A 17574-nucleotide genomic window follows, 5' to 3' on the forward strand; every position below is an offset into this window, starting at 1 on the left:
AGAGGAGCTGGGGGCGATGAGAACATCCAAGGTCATCCATGTCGTTACCTGCCACGCCGAAGGCGAGGTGGGCGATGTGATCGTCGGCGGCGTCGCGCCGCCACCCGGTGACACGGTCTGGGATCAGTCCCGGTTCATCGCCACGGATGAGACGCTGCGCAATTTCGTGCTCAACGAACCGCGCGGCGGCGTCTTCCGCCATGTGAACCTGCTGGTGCCGCCGAAGAACCCGAAGGCGCAGATGGGCTGGATCATCATGGAGCCCGCCGACACGCCGCCGATGTCCGGCTCCAATTCGATCTGCGTTTCGACCGTGCTTCTCGATACCGGCATCATCCCGATGCAGGAGCCGGAAACCAGAATGATTCTCGAGCCGCCGGCCGGTCTCATCGAGGTCACTGCCACCTGCCGCAACGGCAAGGCCGAGCGCATCAGCGTCAAGAACGTCGCCTCCTTCGCCGACAAGCTCGATGCCAAGCTGGAGGTCGAGGGGCTCGGCACGCTGACCGTCGACACCGCCTATGGCGGCGACAGCTTCGTCATCGTCGATGCCCATGCGCTCGGCTTCTCGATCGCCCCGCACGAGGCCCGCGATCTCGCCGAACTCGGCATGAAGATCACCAAAGCAGCCAACGAGCAGTTCGGCTTCGTCCACCCGGTCAACAGCGGCTGGGACCACATCTCCTTCTGCCAGTTCGCAGCCCCCGTCGCCGTCGAGGGCGGCATCCTGACCGGCGCCAATGCCGTCGCCATCCGGCCGGGCAAGATCGACCGCTCGCCGACCGGCACCGGCTGCTCGGCGCGCATGGCCGTGCTGCATGCGAGGGGACAGATGAAGGTCGGCGACAAATTCACCGGCCGCTCGATCATCGGCTCCGAGTTCCATTGCTCGATCGATTCCGAAGCCGATATCGGCGGCAGGCCGGGTATCGTGCCGATCATTTCCGGCCGCGCCTGGGTGACGGGAACGCAGCAGTTGATGCTCGACCCCTCCGATCCCTATCCCGCGGGCTACCGCCTTTCGGACACCTGGCCGATGGAAAAGCAGACCGGCTGAACCGGACCATCGCCCGCCAATCACCTAGCAGACAAGGAATACGCAGTGCCCAACTCCAATATCTTCGGCAAAGACTACGACGCTTTCCTCTTCGACATGGACGGCACGCTGGTGAACTCGATCGCCGTCGTGGAGCGCGTCTGGGGCGACTGGGCAAAGCGCCACGGCCTGGAGCCGGAGGTGTTCATGAAGACGGTGCACGGCGTTCGTGCCTCCGATACCGTCCGCAATCTCGGCCTGCCGGGCGTCGATCCCTTCCATGAGGCAAAGCTGCTGCTCGACGCCGAGATGGAGGATGTCGAGGGCATCATCGAAATCCCCGGCGCCATCGATTTCGTCAAGAGCCTGCCGGAGGATCGCTGGGCGATCGTCACCTCGGCCCCTGCCGAACTCGCCTTCAAGCGCCTGAAGGCGGCCGGCATTCCGCTGCCGAAGGTCATGGTAACAGGCGAGGAAGTCTCGGCGGGCAAGCCGAGCCCGGAATGCTACATCCTCGGCGCCAAGCGCCTCGGCGTCGATCCGGCCCGTTGCCTCGTCTTCGAAGATGCCGTCGCCGGCATTCTCGCCGGTGAAGCCGCCGGCGCCGACGTCGTGGTTATCACCACGACCCACGCAACGCCCTTCGAAACACCCCATGCCGAAACCGACGGCTACGCGGATTTCCGTGTCGAAACCAAGCCCGGCGCCATCTCGATCGCCAGGGCGTAATCAACTGTCGGCTTTTTGAGCGGATAGATCCTTTTTCCGCTTGCATTCAAGCCGTCGAAAAACTAAACGATGCAAGCCGTTTAGGCAGGTCGGGGCGTAGCGCAGCCCGGTAGCGCACTTGACTGGGGGTCAAGGGGTCGCAGGTTCAAGTCCTGTCGCCCCGACCATTTAAACCCTTGAACACCAAGGGTTTTCGTTCTCTCCCCCAAGGGCCGAGATGGCCTAGAGGAGAACGAAGCGTCGGAGAAATTCCACCAAATTCCCACCGGATGATTTGGCTTTCTCGCGCATGGCGCAGCCGCGCCTTTCGAAAACCCCACCAAAATTGGACGTGGCCTAATCCTGAATAGTCCTCGTCTTTCCGCCTCCCGCGCATCTATTCTATCGGCGCGCCAGATGGCGTGGCGGAGGGACAGCAATGACCGGTCGCAGGATGATGGACGGTTCGCGGGAGCGGCTGGTCGAGGCGTTTCAGGCGCTGACGGACGAGGCTGTCAGGGCCGGATGGGCAGAGGGCGATGTCGCGATAGCGCTGACGGAGCTTGCTGGGGAATATCTCATCGAACTCAGCGGCAGGGCGATCACCGAAGGTGCTCTGCATCCGCGGCTGGCCGAGGTCGTGCCGCTGCGCAAGCACTGACCGCCGCCTCGGCCGTTCAGGCAAGCAGCCCGGCGATGCGGGCGGCGGTGATGAAGGAGAGCCGCGCCTTGCTGGCGCTGATCAGGCCGTCGAGTGCGTCGAGGCAATGCTGCATGGCGATGCGGTATTCGCGGCCGCGGTTGCCCGGCCAGCGCTTCAGAAACTCGACGGCATCCCAGGCGGTGGAGATGATAAGGTCTGCGGTTGCGGATTTGACGCGGACGGGGGAGGGGAAACTTCTCTGACTCATGACACGGTCTTTGTACTGATTTGAACCTGGCACCGAACGCCGGGCATGTCCCTTTGTTCCCGCTAGATTTCAGAGAGTTGCAAAGCGTGAAATCCGCGCGCATAGTGCAGGCGTTCCCGATCTCCTCTGCCGGTGCAGGTATCCTGCCCAGGCTTTCAGGAAGTGCCGCCTCGATGCTCGACACGACTATCCATCCGCGCGACCTCCCGCTGTTTTCGGACGATCTCGACGTGATTTCCAATGTCCTGGATGAAGTCTGCGAGGACCGCGGCGTCGGCCGCCGCACGCAGGAGGCCGAGCGTCTGGGCGCGGTGATGATCCAGCTTTACCGGCAGGGTGTCAGAGACGGCGCAAAGCTCGCCGCCCTGACCAAGGCCTATCTCTGAAGATTACTTCTGCTCGACGGAAATGCCGTTCTGGCCGATGCTGAGCTCGACTCCTTCAGGCTTGCTTTCTTCACGATAAATATAGGCGCCGAGGCCGATGACGACGACCACGAGCGCGCCGATGACGAAATAAAGACTGCTGTTACGATTCAAGATGATTCCCCTCAACGCATTGATTGCGCGCGGAAAACGCGTGAAGGCCGGTTTGGTTCCGGATTAATCGTCATTGGTGGCGTTGAGCTCTTCGGGCCGCAGACCGTCGTCGCCGTTGCCGCGTGCCTTGAGGCGCACGCCGGGACCGCCTTCGTCATGATTGCCGCTTGCGATGAAGATGATGCCTGCCGCTTCCAGCGCGTGCTTGGCCGCGAGAAAGGCCTGCGGCTCGCCGCTGCCTTCGCCCTGTTCGAGCGCCGAAATGATTTTTGCGGAAAGGCCGGATGCAGCGGCCAGTTCCTCGATGCTCATGCCCGTCATGGCGCGGGCGCCGCGTATCTGTGTTCCCGTGATCATGAGGAGAAGTTTAGCGCGGACGGGCCGCTTCTCAAGTGGCGCTGACGCCGGTTTTGCGCATCTCGGCGAGCTGGTGGCGGTGCTCGAGTGCGGCGCAGCCCCAGACGATGCCGAACAGCAGATAGACGTGGCGCCAGTGGTCGATATCGATGACGTTGCCGATCGTCGCATGGCCGATGACGCAGATCCAGGCGATCATCAGGAAGGGCTGCCAGGGGCGGTCCTTGAGCAGGTTCTTGAAACCGAGATAGATGGTCCAGATCAGCATCGAGACATAGGTGACGAAGCCGAGCCAGCCGTAGGTCGTCAGGCATTTCAGCCAGATATTGTGCTCGTCCTCGGGGAAGATCGTGCCGAACACCATCGGGCCGATGCCGAGCGGCCGCTCCATCATCATCTGGAAGCCGATGCGGTGGCGGTCGAAACGGCCGAGATATTCGCCGTCATATTGCTGCACGAGCTGGGCGCGGGTGCTGAAGAGATCGGCAACCTGCGGGATCTGAAGTGCGATGACGAGCGCGGCGACCATCAGGATCACCGCCGCCATCGACATCATCAGGATCTTCAGCCGGAAGGCGCCGGTGCGCTCTTTCAGCAGCATGACGAAGATGAGGATGACGATGGTCAGCAGGAACAGGCCCCAGGCGGCACGCGAGAAGGACAAGAACACGCCGAGCGCCAGGATCAGCAGCGCAAGGGCGCGCACCGGCGAGCTCAGCAGGCTGCGCGTCAGCATGCCGTGCACGAGGTAGAGCGAGGGGGCGACGAGGAACGGACCGAAGACGTTCGGATCCTGGAAGGCGCCCTTGGCGCGGTCGTAGAGCGTGAAGACTTCCGAGCCGGGGAAGGCGTGGAAATAGCCGAGGATGCCGAGCAGCGAGGTGATGACGGCGGCAAACACCCAGGCATTGAAGATCAGCACGAGGCGCTTGGCATTGTCCTCAATGATCGCCGCATAGAAGACCGATGTCAGCGCCAGGAAGGTCGAGACGGCGATATACATCGGCCCGCCCGTCATGTCCTTCATCTGCGTCAGCGACAGCATGCCGCCGACATTGAAGGTGATCAGCAGTGCCAGCAGGATGCCGCTATATCGGGAGATGCGCAGCCCGAGGATGAACCAGATGCCGGTCAGCCCCGCCATCCAGAGCTCGTAGGGCGCCGGCTCGTTGATGACGAAGCCGGAGAGGAACACGCCGAAGGCGACCAGAGCCGAGCCGATGATGCGCAGCGTCACGCGCTGCGGGTCGGCAACGCGCGGATATGTCGCCTCGATCGCGCTCAATACGCGTTTTCCGTGTTGAGCAGCCGGATCGGCGTCAGGAACAGGATCTTCAGGTCGAACCAGAGCGACCAGTTCTCGATGTAATAAAGATCGTAGGCCGTGCGAAACTTGATCTTGTCGTCATTGTCGACTTCGCCGCGCCAGCCGTTGATCTGCGCCCAGCCGGTGACACCCGGCTTGACGCGGTGGCGGGCGAAGTAGCCCTCGACGACATCGCCAAAGGCACGGTTGTGGGCCTGCGCAGCGACGGCATGCGGGCGCGGACCGACCAGCGACAGCTCGCCGCGCAGCACGTTGAAGAGCTGCGGCAGCTCGTCGATCGACGATTTGCGGATGAAGCGGCCGACGGGGGTGACGCGCGGGTCGCCCTTGGTCACGGCCGCCTTCGCGCTCGGGTCGCTCATGTTCGTGTACATCGAGCGGAACTTGAAGACGTTGATGACTTCGTTGTTGAAGCCGTGGCGCTTCTGCATGAAGAAGACCGGGCCCTTCGAGGTCAGCTTGATGGCAACAGCCGTTGCGATCATCACCGGCCAGAGCAGGAGCAGGGCGAGTGTCGCGAAGAAGATGTCGAAGCCGCGCTTGGCGACCGAATCCCAGTCCTGGATCGGCTTCTTGAAGATATCGAGCATCGGCACGGTGCCGACATGCGAATAGGCGCGCGGGCGGAACCGCAGGCGGTTGGCATGGGCGGCAAGGCGGATATCGACCGGCAGCACCCAGAGCTTCTTCAGAAGTTGCAGAATGCGGGCTTCGGCGCTGAGTGGCAGGGCGATGATCAGCATGTCGATGCGCGTCAGGCGGACGAACTCGACGAGTTCGGCAACGGTGCCGAGCTTCGGATAGCCGGCGACCATGATCGGCGAGCGCTTCTCGCCGCGATCGTCGAAAATGCCGCAGATGCGGATGTCGTTGTCGGGCTGCAATTCGAGCAGGCGGATCAGATCCTTGGCCGGATCGCCGCCGCCGACGATGACGGCGCGCCGCTCCATGACGCCGTTGCGCGCCCAGTTGCGGATGCCGTAGGCGACGAGGAAGCGCGTGCCGATGAGGAACAGGCCGGCGGCCGAGAACCAGGCAAGATGCAGGTTGATCTTCGCCCACGAGGTCTCGTTGAAGAGCGCAAAGACCATTTCCGTCAGCAGGAACGCGGCTGCCCAAGAGAGGAAGATCCGCGGCAAGAGCCGCACGCGCGAGCGCAGCGCCGGGATCGAATAGGTATCGCTGATCTGCAGGCTGACGACGGCAAAGGCGGAGATGAAGAAGGCGAGCGCGACGCGCGAGGCGAAGGTCTCGGTGCTGCCGTCGCCCGGCCAGATCAGGAAGGCGAGGAGACCGATGACGAATTGCGAGGCGAATTCGAAGAGCCGGAACTGGCCGATGATGATGGCGGGCGAATGCGTGCCTTCGCGAAACTGTTCGGCGATCTGCAGGGCGTAGGGGTTGATCGACCCTGCCTCATCCGCCTTCTCGGCCGTATCGCCGCGCGCATGGATGTCCGAGACCTGCTTGCGCAGCGTTTCGACGTCGAACTGACCGCTCTTTTCTGCCTTGTTCATGAGGCTTCCGCCGCTCGTTGATACAAACGGCATAGCAGGAAGCCCCTAAGAAAGGTTTACAGGATCTTATATATTTGAAGATGTCGGCGTCTGGCCGATGAGCTCGTAGTATAGTTTCAGCACATCTTTCGCCATCACCGGTGCTGAAAACACCGCCTTCACCGCTTCCGTCGAAGGCATGGTCTGATGCCCCCATTCGGGCTTGGCTAACGCCTCGGCCATGACCCGCGCGAGGTCGGTCGCGTCACCCGGCGTCACCAGTGCCGCGCTCTCCTTGCCGAGCGCTTCCGGGATGCCGCCGACGCGGCTGGCGATCACCGTCTTGCCGGCGCCGAGTGCCTCCAGAACGATATAAGGCATGGCCTCGGCGCGGGAGGGAACCACGACATTCTGCGACATCGTGAACGCCTCCTGCACGCGCATTGCCGGCAACATGCTGATGCGCTTGCCGAGGCCGCGCTCGACCATCATGTCGCGGTACTTGTCGCGGTCCGGCCCGTCGCCGATCATCAGCGCGGAGAGGGGGCGCCCGGCCAGCCGCTCGGTCTTGGCGAAGGCATCCACAAAAAGATCGGGACCCTTAAGGTCCCGAAGCATGCCGATATAGATGAAATGGACCGCATCGGATCGGGTGGGAATGACCTGGAAATCCCGTTCCCCGATGCCGTTATAGATCAGCCGCGTCTTGGTTTTCGGCTTGCCGACCTTCTTGGCATAGGTGTCGCGCTCGTATTCGCAGATGAAGACGAGCGCATCGGTCAGATATTCCTGCAGCCGCTCCATCTTGAGCACGAACTGCCCGAGGAGCGAGGTGCGGGAATAATGCAGGCTTCCCCCATGCGCAGTATAGAGGCGGGCTACGCGATACCTGTTCACCCGCAGGGCTGAGCCAACGAGCCGCGCGAGCACACCGCCTTTGGCGCCGTGTCCGTGCAGCACATCAGGCCGCAAACTTTTGATTGTCTTGTATGTATCCCAGATCACCGGGATATCGGAGAGGCCAGGGGCGCGGCGGATTGGCACGCGCGTCAGCCCAAGCGAAAGATAGGGACGGATATCGTCGAACAGCCGGTCCTCGTGCTCGCCGCCGGTCGAGCTGTCGCAGAGAATGCCGATCTCGTGTCCAGCCTTGCTGTGCTCTTCGACCAGGTCGCGGACATGGCGGAAGATTCCGCCGATCGGCGACCTGAAGCAGTGAATGATGCGGAGAGGCCGTTGTTCGTCTGTCATGTCAGATCAGAACAGCCGTTCGCGTACATAGATCGTGTCGCCAGCGATGATGGCGGAGGAAATGTTGACGCGGCCGGTGATGACCTGACCGTTGATCTTGCGCGTCACGTCGACGCTGGCCTGATTGGCGCGCGAGGTGTAACCGCCGGCAACGGCGATGGCATTCTGAACCGTCAGGCCGGGAACATAGGCGTATTGACCGGGCTGGCCGACTTCGCCCATGACGAAGATCGAGCGGTAGCGATCGACATCGATGGTGACATCGGGATCGCGAAGATAACCCTGGCGCAGCTTACCAGCCAGCTGGCCAGAAAGCTGTTGCAGGGTGCGGCCACGGGCAGGGACCTGGCCGACAAGCGGGAATGCGATGTAGCCGGCCTGATCGACAGTGTAGCTGTTGGTCATGCTCGGCTGGTCGAAGACGGTGATGCGCAAGCGGTCGCCGCTATCCAGCGTATAGGGCTGGATCGTCGCCTGCTGGAAAGCCTTCGGCGCCGGCTTATAGGTGTTGCAGCCGCTCAGGACCGCAGTCATCGCGGCAAGGCCAAGGGCCAGAAACATCTTTGGCGTAGCGAGAGGCATCCGTGCAGGCTCACAGAAAACAAATTGGTCCCCGCCGTTATCGATCCGTTAGGGTTAATGGCTGGTAAAAATCCGCAGCTTTTTTTGTCCCCGGTGCATTCTCCCGCCTCTTACTTGAGGGCGGGGCAATTAACGCTTGGGTTACTATAGTCGTTTACGCTTCGCGGCACCTTTGTTCTTGGAGTACGAGTATGTCCGGCGTATCGGGAAATCAGGATGTCGACATCGATCTTGGCCAGCTTGTCCGTGCCGTATGGGAACGGCGGCTGAAGGTCGTTGCGATCACGCTGATCGGGGCAGGGGTTGCCTTCGCCGGCGCCAAGATGATCGCGCCGAAATATCGCGGCGAGACGCGCCTGCTGATCGAGCAGCGCGCCCCGGCCTTTGCCAATACCCAGACATCCGACGCCACGGCAGGCCCGCTGCTCGACGAGCTGAATATTGCGAGCCAGGTGCAGCTGCTGCAGTCTGCCGACCTTATCAAGAAGGTCATCAACAGCGAGAAGCTCTACGAGCTCCCGGAATTCGACGAGGCCGCCAACGGCTCGGCGCTGACGGATATCCTCGTTGCCCTGCATCTGAAGAAGAACCCGGCTGAAAACCCGCCTGAAGAGCGCGTCATCGATGCCTTCACCGAGCGCCTCCAGGTCTTCCAGGTGCCGGGCTCGCGCGTCATCGGCATCAACTTCACCTCCAAGGATCCGAAGCTCGCTGCCCGCATTCCGAATGCGATGGCTTCCGTCTATCTCGCTACCCAGAGCGGCGCTAAGCTCGCCTCCAATTCCGAAGCCACCCGCTGGCTCGAGCCTGAAATCGAAAGCCTGCGCCAGAAGGTCAATGACGCCGAGCAGAAGGTTGCCGAATACCGCGCTCAGCACGGCCTGCTGCCGACCAATGGCGGCAGCAACTTCCCGACGCAGCAGCTGAACGACATCTCCGCCGAACTGACCCGTGTGCGCGGCGAGAAGGCGAATGCCGAAGCCCGCGCGCAGGCGGTGCGCAACGCGCTGTCCTCCGGCGAAGCCTCCGATACGCTGCCTGACATCATGAACTCGCAGTCGATGCAGCGCCTGAAGGGCACCGAGTCCGGTCTGCAGTCGCAGATTTCCGATCTCAGCACCTCGCTGCTCAACAATCATCCGCGCCTGCGCAGCCTCCGCGCCCAGCTCGCCGACATCAAGACGCAGATCCGCGCCGAGACGCAGAAGATTCTGACAAGCATCGAGAACGAGTCCAAGGTCGCCGATCTGCGTGCCACCGAGCTCGAGCGCCAGTCCGGCGCCCTGCAGCAGAACAGCGCCAAGGCCGGGGAAGACGAAGTCGGCCTGAACGCGCTGCAGCGCGAAGCCAATGCCCAGCGCCAGCTGCTCGAAACCTATCTGGTGCGCTACCGCGAAGCCGCATCGCGCGCCGACAGCAATTCCAGCCCGGCCGATGCCCGCGTCGTCTCCAAGGCGATCCAGCCGGTCGATCCCTATTTCCCGAAGGTCGTCCCGATCGTCATCGTCGCCGCTTTCGCAACGCTGATCATCACCTCGATCGTCATCATGCTCGCCGAGCTCTTCAGTGGCCGCGCGTTGCGTCCTGTTGGTCCCGCCCTGCCGGTTGCCCGTATCGAGGAAGAGGAAACGATCATCGTTGCCGCTCCGGCAAAGACGAAACGTGCGGTGGCCCCCAGCATGCTCTCTGCGCCGGCAGACGAACCGGAAGCCGAAGAGCCCGCCGTTGCCGTCGAAGCTGTGGAGGAGAATGAATTCTCGATCGGCTCCGTTGCGGACTATCTCACCGGCAGCCGCGCGCCGCTGGCGATCGCCATTTCACCGACCGGTGACGACGGCTCCGCAGCCACCGTTGCGCTTGCCCGCAGGCTCGCCGCCTCCGGCCAGCGCGCCATCCTCGTCGACATGACCGGCTCCGGCTATCCGACGGCAATGATGGCCGAAGACCTGGAAGCGCCTGGCGTTACCGACCTGCTCTGTGGCGAAGCTGCCTTCGGCGACACGATCCACGGCGACCGCTCGTCCGATGCGCATCTCATCCCGCAGGGCACCAGCGATGTCCGCAAGGCGATGCGTGGCGCCGACCGCCTGTCGCTGCTGCTCGATGCCCTGATGTCGGCTTACGATATCGTCGTCGTCGAATGCGGCGCGGCCGATGTCGCCGGCGTGTCGCGGCTGACGCGCAGCAAGGATGTCGAGATCATCCTCTCCATGCCGGAAGTGCTGGAAGACGAGTTCGTGACCGCCATGACCGAGTTCGAAAAGGCCGGTTACCAGCGCGTCGTGCTGATGTCGGGCGGCGAAAGCGCCGAGCCCGATCTCACCCGCCACGCCGCCTGAGGCGGTCAGATACCGATCTTGGCGCGCAGGCGCTGGGCTGTTCTGTAAAAGCCCGGCCGCGCCTTGATATAGGCCTTGCTGCGGGTGATGGCGCGATGCGCCGTCCCTGCAATCCGGCCCTTCAGCGACAGCGGCAGAACCACGTCATGATGGTCGGTCTCGACGGGCGCCCAGGAGCGCTTGTAGGTCTGGTCGCCAAGACCGAAATCGAAGAGCGCGACGCCCTTGTTCTGCAATCCGGAGATCATCTGCCAATAGAGGAATTCGCCGGGGCTGGCATCCGGAACGAGGTTCTCGTCGATCGCACCGAATTGGCAGATCACGTGATCGCCCTTGCGCGAGATGCCCGAGACGGCCGCAATCTTGCCGTCGAACTCGCCCTTCAGCCGCAGCGCATGCATTTCCAGGCCATAGTCGCTGCCGTCGCGAATATCGATCAGCCCATGCAGGAACGCCTTCGTCGCGGCATCGGCAAAGACGTCGGGCAGACCGAGCGAACGGAAGCGCTCGGACTTCTGCCTGAAGAACAGGTCGAGCAGCGCATGCTGTTCGGCGGGTGAGCCGCCGTCGATATAGTCGAAGCCGCCGATTGCCTCCAGCCGCTTGGACTGCACGCGGAATTTCTTGCGGCGGCTCTTGGCATTCAGCTGCTTCAGCGTCGCCTCGAAATTTTCGAGCAGCGGCAGCTGGTAGGCGTGGTTCTGGTTCTGCACCATCGGCAACAGCCCGAGTGGATTTTCCCGCCCGCGCCATTCCAGCGGCATGTTCTGCAGCAGGAGGAGATCGGCCTTTCCATGCAGCGCCTCTCTGAGGATCGCTGCGAAACGACCGGCATCGAGACCGCCTGCGCCTTCGAGGAAGGCGGCCGAGAACAGGCCGGTATTGATATTGCTGTGATCGGCGCCGATGAACTTGGCGATCCGCACGCCCTGGCGGCTTTCGATCTCGATCGGCAGGATGAAGGCGGCCTTGCCCTGCGCAGTGCCCTTCAGCACGGCAAGCGGCCTATCATAGGCGCGCACCCAGGAGCGGCACCACTCATAGCCCTGATGCAGCGAGGCGAGGGGATCTTTCTCAAGCGCCCGCCAGTCGCTCTCCAACGGCTCCAGTTTTGTGTGGACGGTGATGTCCAGATCGGCGATCGCCAGCTGCGCGCCGACCGATCTCAGCCGGGAAATACCGGCATCGGCCTTGCCTGCATCGTCAAGCGGCTGGTGGTCGGCATCGAGCTTCTGCGTCCGCACGGGAGATCTCCGGTCAAGATTGCGTGCCGGAAGATATAGCGGCCAAGGCCTAGAGAGGGTTTAAACGCAAGCGAAGCAGGCGGGTTTTCCGCAGATCAGGGTTATCTGCCTGTTAATGCCTATTGCTGCTTCGGACCTGCCATCCACTTGATGATCAGCATGGCGGGCAGGATCCAGATCAGGCCGGTCAGCGCGAAATAGAGGAGATGGCCCCACCAGGGAGCTTCGCCGAGCGTCGCCACCGCGATCGTGTTCGCGATCAGCGCATAGCCGAGCACGAGGATGATGATCAGGATCGTGCCGATGAATTTGCGCAGGCGAACGGGCATCAGTCTTGGCTTCCGGATTGCAGGATGGAACCAGCGCGACGGCATGCCGCAAAGGTTCGGGGCTTGTTTTGCATGAGCCGCTAGGGCAAATCAACTGCCGATAACAAGGAGCAATCATGGCCGTCGCAGATATCACCACCGAGCATGCAATCCGGGGCGAAGTCCGCAAGCAGGACCGCAACCGCCGCGCCATTCGCATCTGGCTGGGTTTCGTGCTGCTCGCGCTCTTCTGTCTGGTGCTTGTCGGCGGCGCGACGCGTCTCACCAATTCGGGCCTGTCGATCACCGAATGGAAGCCGATCCACGGCGTCATCCCACCGCTGAACGCGGCCGAATGGGATGAGGAATTCAAGCTCTACCAGCGTATTCCCGAGTTCCAGCAGTTAAATAGCGACATGACGGTCGAACAGTTCAAGGGCATCTTCTGGTGGGAATGGGCTCACCGCCTGATCGCCCGCGGCATCGGTGTCATCTTCGCGCTGCCGCTCCTCTATTTCTGGATCACGGGCAAGGTCGAGCGCCGTCTGCGCTGGCCGCTGGCGGGTATTCTGGCACTCGGCGGCCTCCAGGGCTTCATCGGCTGGTGGATGGTCTCGTCTGGCCTTGCCGTGCGCACGGATGTCAGCCAGTACCGCCTGGCAACCCACCTCGTTATGGCCTGCCTGATCTTCGCCTCCTGCATGTGGATCATGCGCGGTCTCTCGCCGCACTCCAATGAAGCGGCGCCGACCTCGAGCTCCAAGACCTGGGCGGCTGTTATCGCCATCTTCGCGCTGTTCCAGATCTATCTCGGCGCGCTCGTTGCCGGTCTCGATGCCGGTTTCACCTACAATACCTGGCCGCTGATGGATGGTTCGGTCGTTCCCGGCGACCTGCTGATCCAGCAGCCCGCCTGGATCAATTTCTTCGAGAACCCGAAGACCGTGCAGTTCGTCCACCGCATCGGCGCCTACACGCTCTTCGCGCTGACGCTGATCAACATGATCATGGCGCTGCGCGCCGCGCCGCAGACCACCCATGCCCGCCGCGCCGTCGTGCTCTTCGCGCTGGTAACCATCCAGGCGGCGATCGGCATCACCACGCTGCTGCTGCATGTGCCGCTGCACTGGGGCCTGCTGCACCAGGGCGGCGCACTCGTCGTCTTCGGCTTCGCCATCGCCAACTGGCGTGGCTATTACGGCGAATTCACCCGCGAGACGGTGATTGCCGAGCGCAGCTGACGCGCCGACACATTCCCGAATTCTTCAAGCCGCGGTGCCATGCGCCGCGGCTTTTTTGATGCCGTGAGAAAAATATCGCGCCCCTTGTCGGCAATGCTGTCTGCCACCCGTCCTTGTGGCATGGTTCCACAATGGCTGCGGCCACGAAAGAGGGTAAGACAATGGCAAAGACGACAGCAATTCTCGCCGCAAGACTGATCTTCGGTGCGATGTTCCTGATGGCGACGAGCTTCAAGTTCATGGATATGGGCGCGACCGCGGGCTATATCGCCGCGGCAGGATTTCCGTTCCCGCTGTTCCTCGCCTGGGTCGCGGCCGTCTTCGAGGTTGGTCTCGCGATGGCCTTCCTCACCGGCGCCTTCTTCAGCGAAGCGGCGCTGCTTGCCGGCGTCTACGTGATCTTCCTCGCTTTCGCTTTCCACGGTCCGAACCGCTGGGAAGGCAATCAGGCCGAGTTCGGCTTCTTCGTCGATCACTTCACCTTCCTGGCCGGGCTGCTCTTTGCTTTTGCGCATGGCCCGGGCGAGAAGCTCAGCGTCAAGATGGGCCTGCTGCGCCAGCCCGCCTAGCGAAGGATGCCGTCGAGGACGGGCAGACCGAATATCGCGGAGGCTCCGATCAGGAGGTAGCAGATCAGGCGGAAGGTGCTTTCCTTCGCCAGCCCGAACAGCTTCGAGCCTCCGTAAAGCCCGACTGCATAGGCCGGGAGAATGACGATCGTCAGCGCGAAGACGGCCTGAACGAAGAGGCCGCCGACATAATAGCTGATGGTGCTGAAGATCGTGGAGATCGAGAAGTAGAAGATCACGTTGGCGCGCACGCGCTGAAAGTCGCTCTTGCCGCCGAGCCAATAGGCAACCACCGGCGGCCCACCGAGCTGGGCGGCTCCACTGAACAGCCCAGCCAGCAGGCCGACGCCGGAGCTCAGCGGCGCAGACGGCTCGCCGTGGTAGCGCCAGCCGGAAACCAGGAGGGCCAGCAGGCAGATCGCCACGGCGCAGATCATCCAGCGCAGCAGAAACGGGTCCATCAGCGTCAGCACTGCCGTTCCGACGGGAACACCGAGTGCCGCCCCCGCAATCATCACGAAGACCTCACGCCGGTTCGAATTGCGCCAGGCGTCCGGGATCATCCCGAGCGTCGCTAACCCATCGATGACCAGCAGCACCGGCGAGATCAGCTTCGGCCCGACGATCGCGCCGCCGAGCGGAATGAAGATCAGCGCGGCCCCGAAGCCCGAGAAGCCACGAGCGAGCCCGGCGATCAGCGCAAAGAAGATCAATGCGTAGACGCCGTGATCGGGAAGCGCTGACACCAGCCAGGACGAGAAACTGTCAAAGGAGAGGGAGGCGGACATGATTGCCTGCGGAAGTGGGTCGCCGGCGGCCGCATGGAGGCAGCCACCGGAAATCAAGCGTGACGCTTAGGCGCCGATCATCAGATCCATGTTCTGGACGGCCGCACCCGAGGCACCCTTGCCGAGATTGTCGTAGACGGCGACCAGCAGGGCCTGCGCATTCGCATCGTTGGCGAAGACGTGCAGGCGCATGCGGTTAGTGTCGTTGTAGATCTCGGGGTTGAGATCGGTCGTGCGCTCGGTGCTCTCGAACGGCGCGACTTCGACGACGCCCTTGATGCCGGCGAAATAGTCGGCGATCGCGGCATGGATTTCAGCGCCGGTCGGCACCTTCGGCAGGTGCGACAGCTGCAGCGGCACGGTGACGACCATGCCCTGCGCGAAATTGCCGACGACAGGCTGGAAGAACGGCACGCGGCCGAGCTTGGCATAGCGCTGCAGCTCCGGCAGGTGCTTGTGCTTGAAGCCAAGGCCGTAGGGCATGTATTCCGGCGCATCCTCGCCCTTCTCGACATAGTCCTCGATCATCGTCCGGCCGCCGCCGCTATAGCCCGAGATGCCGTTGACGGTGACCGGGAAATCGGCAGGCAGCAGGCCGCCTTCGATTAGCGGACGTAGCGTCGCGATCGGGCCCTGCGGCCAGCAGCCCGGATTGGCGACGCGCTTGGCCGAGGCGATGACGCCGGCCTGATCCTTGCTGAGTTCGGCAAAGCCATAGGCCCAGCCTTCGGCGACGCGATGCGCCGTCGAGGCGTCGATGACCTTGGTCGTGTCGTTCTCGATCAGGCTGACGCTTTCCTTGGCCGCATCGTCAGGCAGGCAGAGGATCGCGACGTCCGCTTTGTTCAGAAGTTCGGCGCGAACCGCCTTGTCCTTGCGGCTTTCGGTCGGGATCGACAGCAGCTCGATATCGCGGCGGCCAGCCAGGCGCTCACGGATCTGCAGACCCGTCGTACCAGCTTCGCCATCGATGAATATCTTCGCTGCCATGATAATCCTGCGCTTTCAATAGGTTCCGGGTTCTTTCGGAATCAGTTTGCCATGAAGTTGAATCAGTTTGATAACAGCCGTCATTTGGCGGCCGCGCGCCTTTCGGCGTGAAGGCCCAGCATATACATTGCGACCGTCGCCCCCGCAATGGCGGTGACGTCGGCGTGATCATAGGGCGGCGAGACCTCGACGACGTCGGCGCCCTTGATATCGAGCTGATGCAGCCGCTGCAGCACCGACAGGATCTTGGCGCTCGAAGGGCCGCCGGCAACCGGCGTGCCGGTGCCCGGCGCGAAGGCCGGATCAAGGCAGTCGATATCGAAGGTCAGGTAGGCGGGCGCCCCCTTCGTATGCGAGATGATCGTCGAGGCTATCTCGCCCGCACTCATCTCCTCGACCTGATGGCCATAGAGGATCTGGATGCCGCAATCGTCAGGCGCATGCGTGCGGATACCGATCTGGATCGAGCGATCCGGGTCGATGATGCCGTCGCGCGCCGCGCGGGCAACGAAGGAACCGTGATCGATGCGCCCGGCGTCGTCAAGCCAGGTATCCTGATGCGCGTCGAACTGCACCAGCGCCAGCGGGCCGTGCTTGGCGGCATGCGCCTTGAGGATCGGCCAGGTGACGTAGTGATCGCCGCCGAGCGTCAGCATGAAGGCGCCGCTGTCGAGGATCGTGGTCGCCTCACGCTCGATCGCCGCAGGGGTCTCCTGGTGATTGCCGTAGTCGAGCAGGCAGTCGCCGTAATCGATGACCGCCATATCGGCGAAGAGATCGCGGTTGAATGGATATTGCGGATCGTTGTCGAAGATCGCCGATGCACGGCGGATCGCCTGCGGCCCGAACCGCGTGCCCGGCCGATTGGAGACCGCGGCATCGAAGGGCACGCCCCATACGGCAACATCGACGCCCTTCAGATCCTTGGTGAAGCGGCGGCGCATAAAGGAGAGAGCGCCGGCAAATGTCGGGTCGCTGGCGGCAGAGGTCAGGCTCTTAGCCGTAAAGGCGTGGTCGATGGTCTTATTGGCCAAGTTAATCTCCCTTTGTCGCGGCAGTCTTGTCGAAGCCATAGGCGCGCTGCACCAGCGCGACGCGAATTTCATAGCGTGAATACCAGTCGGACCGGCCGCGGCGCTGCGCCTCGACATGGTCGACGACCGCTTTCCAGGCGAGAATGCTCGCCTCGTCCTTCCAGTAGGAATTGATGATGCCGAAGCCGCTGGCGGTCCGAGCGCCTTCGAAACCGAGATAGCCGGGCTGCTGCTGCGCGAGTTCCACCATCGCGCCGCCCATTTCCAGATAGCCGCTTTCCTCGCCCGTGCGCTGCGACGAAAAGGTCACCACGTAATAAGGCGGTTCCGGAGTCTCTGCGAAGGGTGAGGGCTGGCTGGACATGGCAATTCCTCTTCGGAAGAAAGGCCTAGGCGAGGACGCCGCCGATTGCAAGCGAAGGCTCCGGGCGACGGCTGTCCGCCGATCTCAGGCTTGCTCGCCGTCATCAGAGGCGGTGAATTCATAGGCGCGTTCCACGCGCGCAATGCGAACCTTGTATTGCTTGTACCAGCGGTCGCGGCCGATGCGCTGGGCGGCAAGATGGCTCGCGACCTGCTTCCACGCCTTCAGGCTTTCCTCGTCGGCCCAATAGGAATTGGTGATGCCGAAGCCGCCGGCATCGCGGGCGCTCTCGGCGCCAAGACAACCCGGCTGCTGCAACGCAAGCTCAGCCATCCGGTCGGCCATGGCGCCATAACCATGATCGCCCTCGGTTCGCGTCGAGGAGAAGGTCACGACGGAATAGGGCGGCTCTGGCGTTTCGGCGAAGGGTGAGGGCTGGCTGGACATGGCAATTCCTCTTCGGAAGACAGGCCTAGGCGAGGATGCTGCT

Annotated in this window: 21 protein-coding genes and 1 tRNA gene; 8 read left to right on the top strand and 14 right to left on the bottom strand. The window is 62.8% G+C overall.

Going from position 1 to position 17574, the window contains the following annotated elements; all coding sequences use genetic code 11:
- Positions 1-16: 16 nt before the first annotated feature.
- The 4 genes from ACQZ5H_RS02990 (at position 17) to ACQZ5H_RS03005 (ending at position 2405) form a co-directional block, all read left to right on the top strand.
- Positions 17-1057: a trans-3-hydroxy-L-proline dehydratase gene (locus ACQZ5H_RS02990; protein ID WP_449096698.1), complete on the top strand. Its 1041-nt coding sequence runs from the start codon at positions 17-19 to the stop codon at positions 1055-1057.
- Between the two features lie 96 nt (positions 1058-1153).
- Entirely contained in the window at positions 1154-1765 is a 612-nt protein-coding gene (locus tag ACQZ5H_RS02995; protein ID WP_449097016.1) for an HAD family hydrolase, read from the top strand.
- 90 nt (positions 1766-1855) lie between these two features.
- Positions 1856-1932, top strand: a tRNA-Pro gene (locus ACQZ5H_RS03000).
- Positions 1933-2183: 251 nt separating this feature from the next.
- Positions 2184-2405 carry a hypothetical protein gene (locus tag ACQZ5H_RS03005; RefSeq protein WP_199628786.1) on the top strand — a complete coding sequence of 74 codons (222 nt, stop codon included), beginning with the start codon at positions 2184-2186 and terminating at the stop codon, positions 2403-2405.
- A gap of 16 nt (positions 2406-2421) precedes the next feature.
- Here the strand turns inward: ACQZ5H_RS03005 and ACQZ5H_RS03010 are convergent, their stop codons facing one another.
- A complete protein-coding gene (locus ACQZ5H_RS03010) occupies positions 2422-2655 on the bottom strand; it encodes a DUF982 domain-containing protein (RefSeq protein WP_199628785.1) in 234 nt (77 codons plus the stop codon).
- Positions 2656-2828: 173 nt separating this feature from the next.
- Here ACQZ5H_RS03010 and ACQZ5H_RS03015 point away from each other — a divergent pair, with 173 nt between their 5' ends.
- Positions 2829-3041, top strand: coding sequence for a hypothetical protein (locus tag ACQZ5H_RS03015; RefSeq protein ID WP_112718736.1), 213 nt, complete (start codon positions 2829-2831; stop codon positions 3039-3041).
- Positions 3042-3044: 3 nt separating this feature from the next.
- On the opposite strand, the gene ACQZ5H_RS03020 is transcribed toward ACQZ5H_RS03015, so the two are convergent.
- The 6 genes from ACQZ5H_RS03020 to ACQZ5H_RS03045 form a co-directional block, all read right to left on the bottom strand.
- Complete coding sequence (locus ACQZ5H_RS03020; protein ID WP_165402739.1) at positions 3045-3194, bottom strand: hypothetical protein; 150 nt, start codon at positions 3192-3194, stop codon at positions 3045-3047.
- 63 nt (positions 3195-3257) lie between these two features.
- The gene (locus tag ACQZ5H_RS03025) at positions 3258-3551 is read right to left on the bottom strand and encodes a helix-turn-helix domain-containing protein (protein ID WP_112718735.1); all 294 of its coding nucleotides are present in this window, start codon (positions 3549-3551) and stop codon (positions 3258-3260) included.
- 31 nt (positions 3552-3582) lie between these two features.
- On the bottom strand, positions 3583-4836 hold the full coding sequence (locus tag ACQZ5H_RS03030; RefSeq protein ID WP_449096699.1) for an O-antigen ligase family protein: 1254 nt from the start codon (positions 4834-4836) through the stop codon (positions 3583-3585).
- Positions 4833-6395 (bottom strand): undecaprenyl-phosphate glucose phosphotransferase, encoded by a 1563-nt coding sequence (locus tag ACQZ5H_RS03035; RefSeq protein WP_449096700.1) that lies wholly within the window; start codon positions 6393-6395, stop codon positions 4833-4835. Before ACQZ5H_RS03035 ends, ACQZ5H_RS03030 begins: the two co-directional genes overlap by 4 nt.
- A 66-nt stretch (positions 6396-6461) precedes the next feature.
- Complete coding sequence (locus tag ACQZ5H_RS03040) at positions 6462-7625, bottom strand: glycosyltransferase family 4 protein (protein WP_199628782.1); 1164 nt, start codon at positions 7623-7625, stop codon at positions 6462-6464.
- Between the two features lie 6 nt (positions 7626-7631).
- Positions 7632-8207, bottom strand: coding sequence for a polysaccharide biosynthesis/export family protein (locus ACQZ5H_RS03045; RefSeq protein ID WP_112718731.1), 576 nt, complete (start codon positions 8205-8207; stop codon positions 7632-7634).
- Between the two features lie 191 nt (positions 8208-8398).
- On the opposite strand from ACQZ5H_RS03045, the gene ACQZ5H_RS03050 reads away from it, so the two are divergent.
- Positions 8399-10546: a GumC family protein gene (locus ACQZ5H_RS03050; protein WP_449096701.1), complete on the top strand. Its 2148-nt coding sequence runs from the start codon at positions 8399-8401 to the stop codon at positions 10544-10546.
- A gap of 5 nt (positions 10547-10551) precedes the next feature.
- On the opposite strand, the gene ACQZ5H_RS03055 is transcribed toward ACQZ5H_RS03050, so the two are convergent.
- Together ACQZ5H_RS03055 and ACQZ5H_RS03060 are read right to left on the bottom strand one after the other, a co-directional pair.
- Entirely contained in the window at positions 10552-11790 is a 1239-nt protein-coding gene (locus ACQZ5H_RS03055; RefSeq protein ID WP_449096702.1) for a GNAT family N-acetyltransferase, read from the bottom strand.
- Between the two features lie 119 nt (positions 11791-11909).
- A complete protein-coding gene (locus tag ACQZ5H_RS03060) occupies positions 11910-12119 on the bottom strand; it encodes a DUF2842 domain-containing protein (protein WP_112718728.1) in 210 nt (69 codons plus the stop codon).
- 116 nt (positions 12120-12235) lie between these two features.
- On the opposite strand from ACQZ5H_RS03060, the gene ACQZ5H_RS03065 reads away from it, so the two are divergent.
- On the top strand, positions 12236-13339 hold the full coding sequence (locus ACQZ5H_RS03065) for a COX15/CtaA family protein (RefSeq protein WP_449096703.1): 1104 nt from the start codon (positions 12236-12238) through the stop codon (positions 13337-13339).
- Positions 13340-13500: 161 nt separating this feature from the next.
- Complete coding sequence (locus tag ACQZ5H_RS03070) at positions 13501-13908, top strand: DoxX family protein (RefSeq protein ID WP_449096704.1); 408 nt, start codon at positions 13501-13503, stop codon at positions 13906-13908.
- Here ACQZ5H_RS03070 and ACQZ5H_RS03075 read toward each other — a convergent pair.
- The 5 genes from ACQZ5H_RS03075 to ACQZ5H_RS03095 all read right to left on the bottom strand — a co-directional run bounded on the left by ACQZ5H_RS03075 (position 13905) and on the right by ACQZ5H_RS03095 (position 17531).
- The gene (locus ACQZ5H_RS03075) at positions 13905-14696 is read right to left on the bottom strand and encodes a sulfite exporter TauE/SafE family protein (protein ID WP_449096705.1); all 792 of its coding nucleotides are present in this window, start codon (positions 14694-14696) and stop codon (positions 13905-13907) included. The two genes, ACQZ5H_RS03070 and ACQZ5H_RS03075, sit on opposite strands and share 4 nt — an antisense overlap.
- A gap of 66 nt (positions 14697-14762) precedes the next feature.
- On the bottom strand, positions 14763-15686 hold the full coding sequence (gene argC / locus ACQZ5H_RS03080; RefSeq protein WP_449096706.1) for an N-acetyl-gamma-glutamyl-phosphate reductase: 924 nt from the start codon (positions 15684-15686) through the stop codon (positions 14763-14765).
- Between the two features lie 80 nt (positions 15687-15766).
- Complete coding sequence (gene speB / locus ACQZ5H_RS03085) at positions 15767-16720, bottom strand: agmatinase (RefSeq protein ID WP_449096707.1); 954 nt, start codon at positions 16718-16720, stop codon at positions 15767-15769.
- Position 16721: 1 nt separating this feature from the next.
- Entirely contained in the window at positions 16722-17084 is a 363-nt protein-coding gene (locus ACQZ5H_RS03090; RefSeq protein ID WP_449096708.1) for an antibiotic biosynthesis monooxygenase family protein, read from the bottom strand.
- Between the two features lie 84 nt (positions 17085-17168).
- On the bottom strand, positions 17169-17531 hold the full coding sequence (locus ACQZ5H_RS03095; RefSeq protein ID WP_449096709.1) for an antibiotic biosynthesis monooxygenase family protein: 363 nt from the start codon (positions 17529-17531) through the stop codon (positions 17169-17171).
- Positions 17532-17574 lie beyond the last annotated feature (43 nt).

Source organism: Rhizobium sp. 21-4511-3d (genome assembly GCF_053522545.1).

Excerpts from the sequence above, each read along its gene's own strand:
- ACQZ5H_RS02990 (WP_449096698.1), top strand. The coding sequence starts at position 17 with ATGAGAACATCCAAGGTCATCCATGTCGTTACCTGCCACGCCGAAGGC.
- ACQZ5H_RS02995 (WP_449097016.1), top strand. The coding sequence starts at position 1,154 with ATGGACGGCACGCTGGTGAACTCGATCGCCGTCGTGGAGCGCGTCTGG.
- ACQZ5H_RS03005 (WP_199628786.1), top strand. The coding sequence starts at position 2,184 with ATGACCGGTCGCAGGATGATGGACGGTTCGCGGGAGCGGCTGGTCGAG.
- ACQZ5H_RS03010 (WP_199628785.1), bottom strand. The coding sequence starts at position 2,655 with ATGAGTCAGAGAAGTTTCCCCTCCCCCGTCCGCGTCAAATCCGCAACC.
- ACQZ5H_RS03015 (WP_112718736.1), top strand. The coding sequence starts at position 2,829 with ATGCTCGACACGACTATCCATCCGCGCGACCTCCCGCTGTTTTCGGAC.
- ACQZ5H_RS03025 (WP_112718735.1), bottom strand. The coding sequence starts at position 3,551 with ATGATCACGGGAACACAGATACGCGGCGCCCGCGCCATGACGGGCATG.
- ACQZ5H_RS03035 (WP_449096700.1), bottom strand. The coding sequence starts at position 6,395 with ATGAACAAGGCAGAAAAGAGCGGTCAGTTCGACGTCGAAACGCTGCGC.
- ACQZ5H_RS03040 (WP_199628782.1), bottom strand. The coding sequence starts at position 7,625 with ATGACAGACGAACAACGGCCTCTCCGCATCATTCACTGCTTCAGGTCG.
- ACQZ5H_RS03045 (WP_112718731.1), bottom strand. The coding sequence starts at position 8,207 with ATGCCTCTCGCTACGCCAAAGATGTTTCTGGCCCTTGGCCTTGCCGCG.
- ACQZ5H_RS03050 (WP_449096701.1), top strand. The coding sequence starts at position 8,399 with ATGTCCGGCGTATCGGGAAATCAGGATGTCGACATCGATCTTGGCCAG.
- ACQZ5H_RS03060 (WP_112718728.1), bottom strand. The coding sequence starts at position 12,119 with ATGCCCGTTCGCCTGCGCAAATTCATCGGCACGATCCTGATCATCATC.
- ACQZ5H_RS03065 (WP_449096703.1), top strand. The coding sequence starts at position 12,236 with ATGGCCGTCGCAGATATCACCACCGAGCATGCAATCCGGGGCGAAGTC.
- ACQZ5H_RS03070 (WP_449096704.1), top strand. The coding sequence starts at position 13,501 with ATGGCAAAGACGACAGCAATTCTCGCCGCAAGACTGATCTTCGGTGCG.
- ACQZ5H_RS03075 (WP_449096705.1), bottom strand. The coding sequence starts at position 14,696 with ATGTCCGCCTCCCTCTCCTTTGACAGTTTCTCGTCCTGGCTGGTGTCA.
- argC (WP_449096706.1), bottom strand. The coding sequence starts at position 15,686 with ATGGCAGCGAAGATATTCATCGATGGCGAAGCTGGTACGACGGGTCTG.
- ACQZ5H_RS03090 (WP_449096708.1), bottom strand. The coding sequence starts at position 17,084 with ATGTCCAGCCAGCCCTCACCCTTCGCAGAGACTCCGGAACCGCCTTAT.
- ACQZ5H_RS03095 (WP_449096709.1), bottom strand. The coding sequence starts at position 17,531 with ATGTCCAGCCAGCCCTCACCCTTCGCCGAAACGCCAGAGCCGCCCTAT.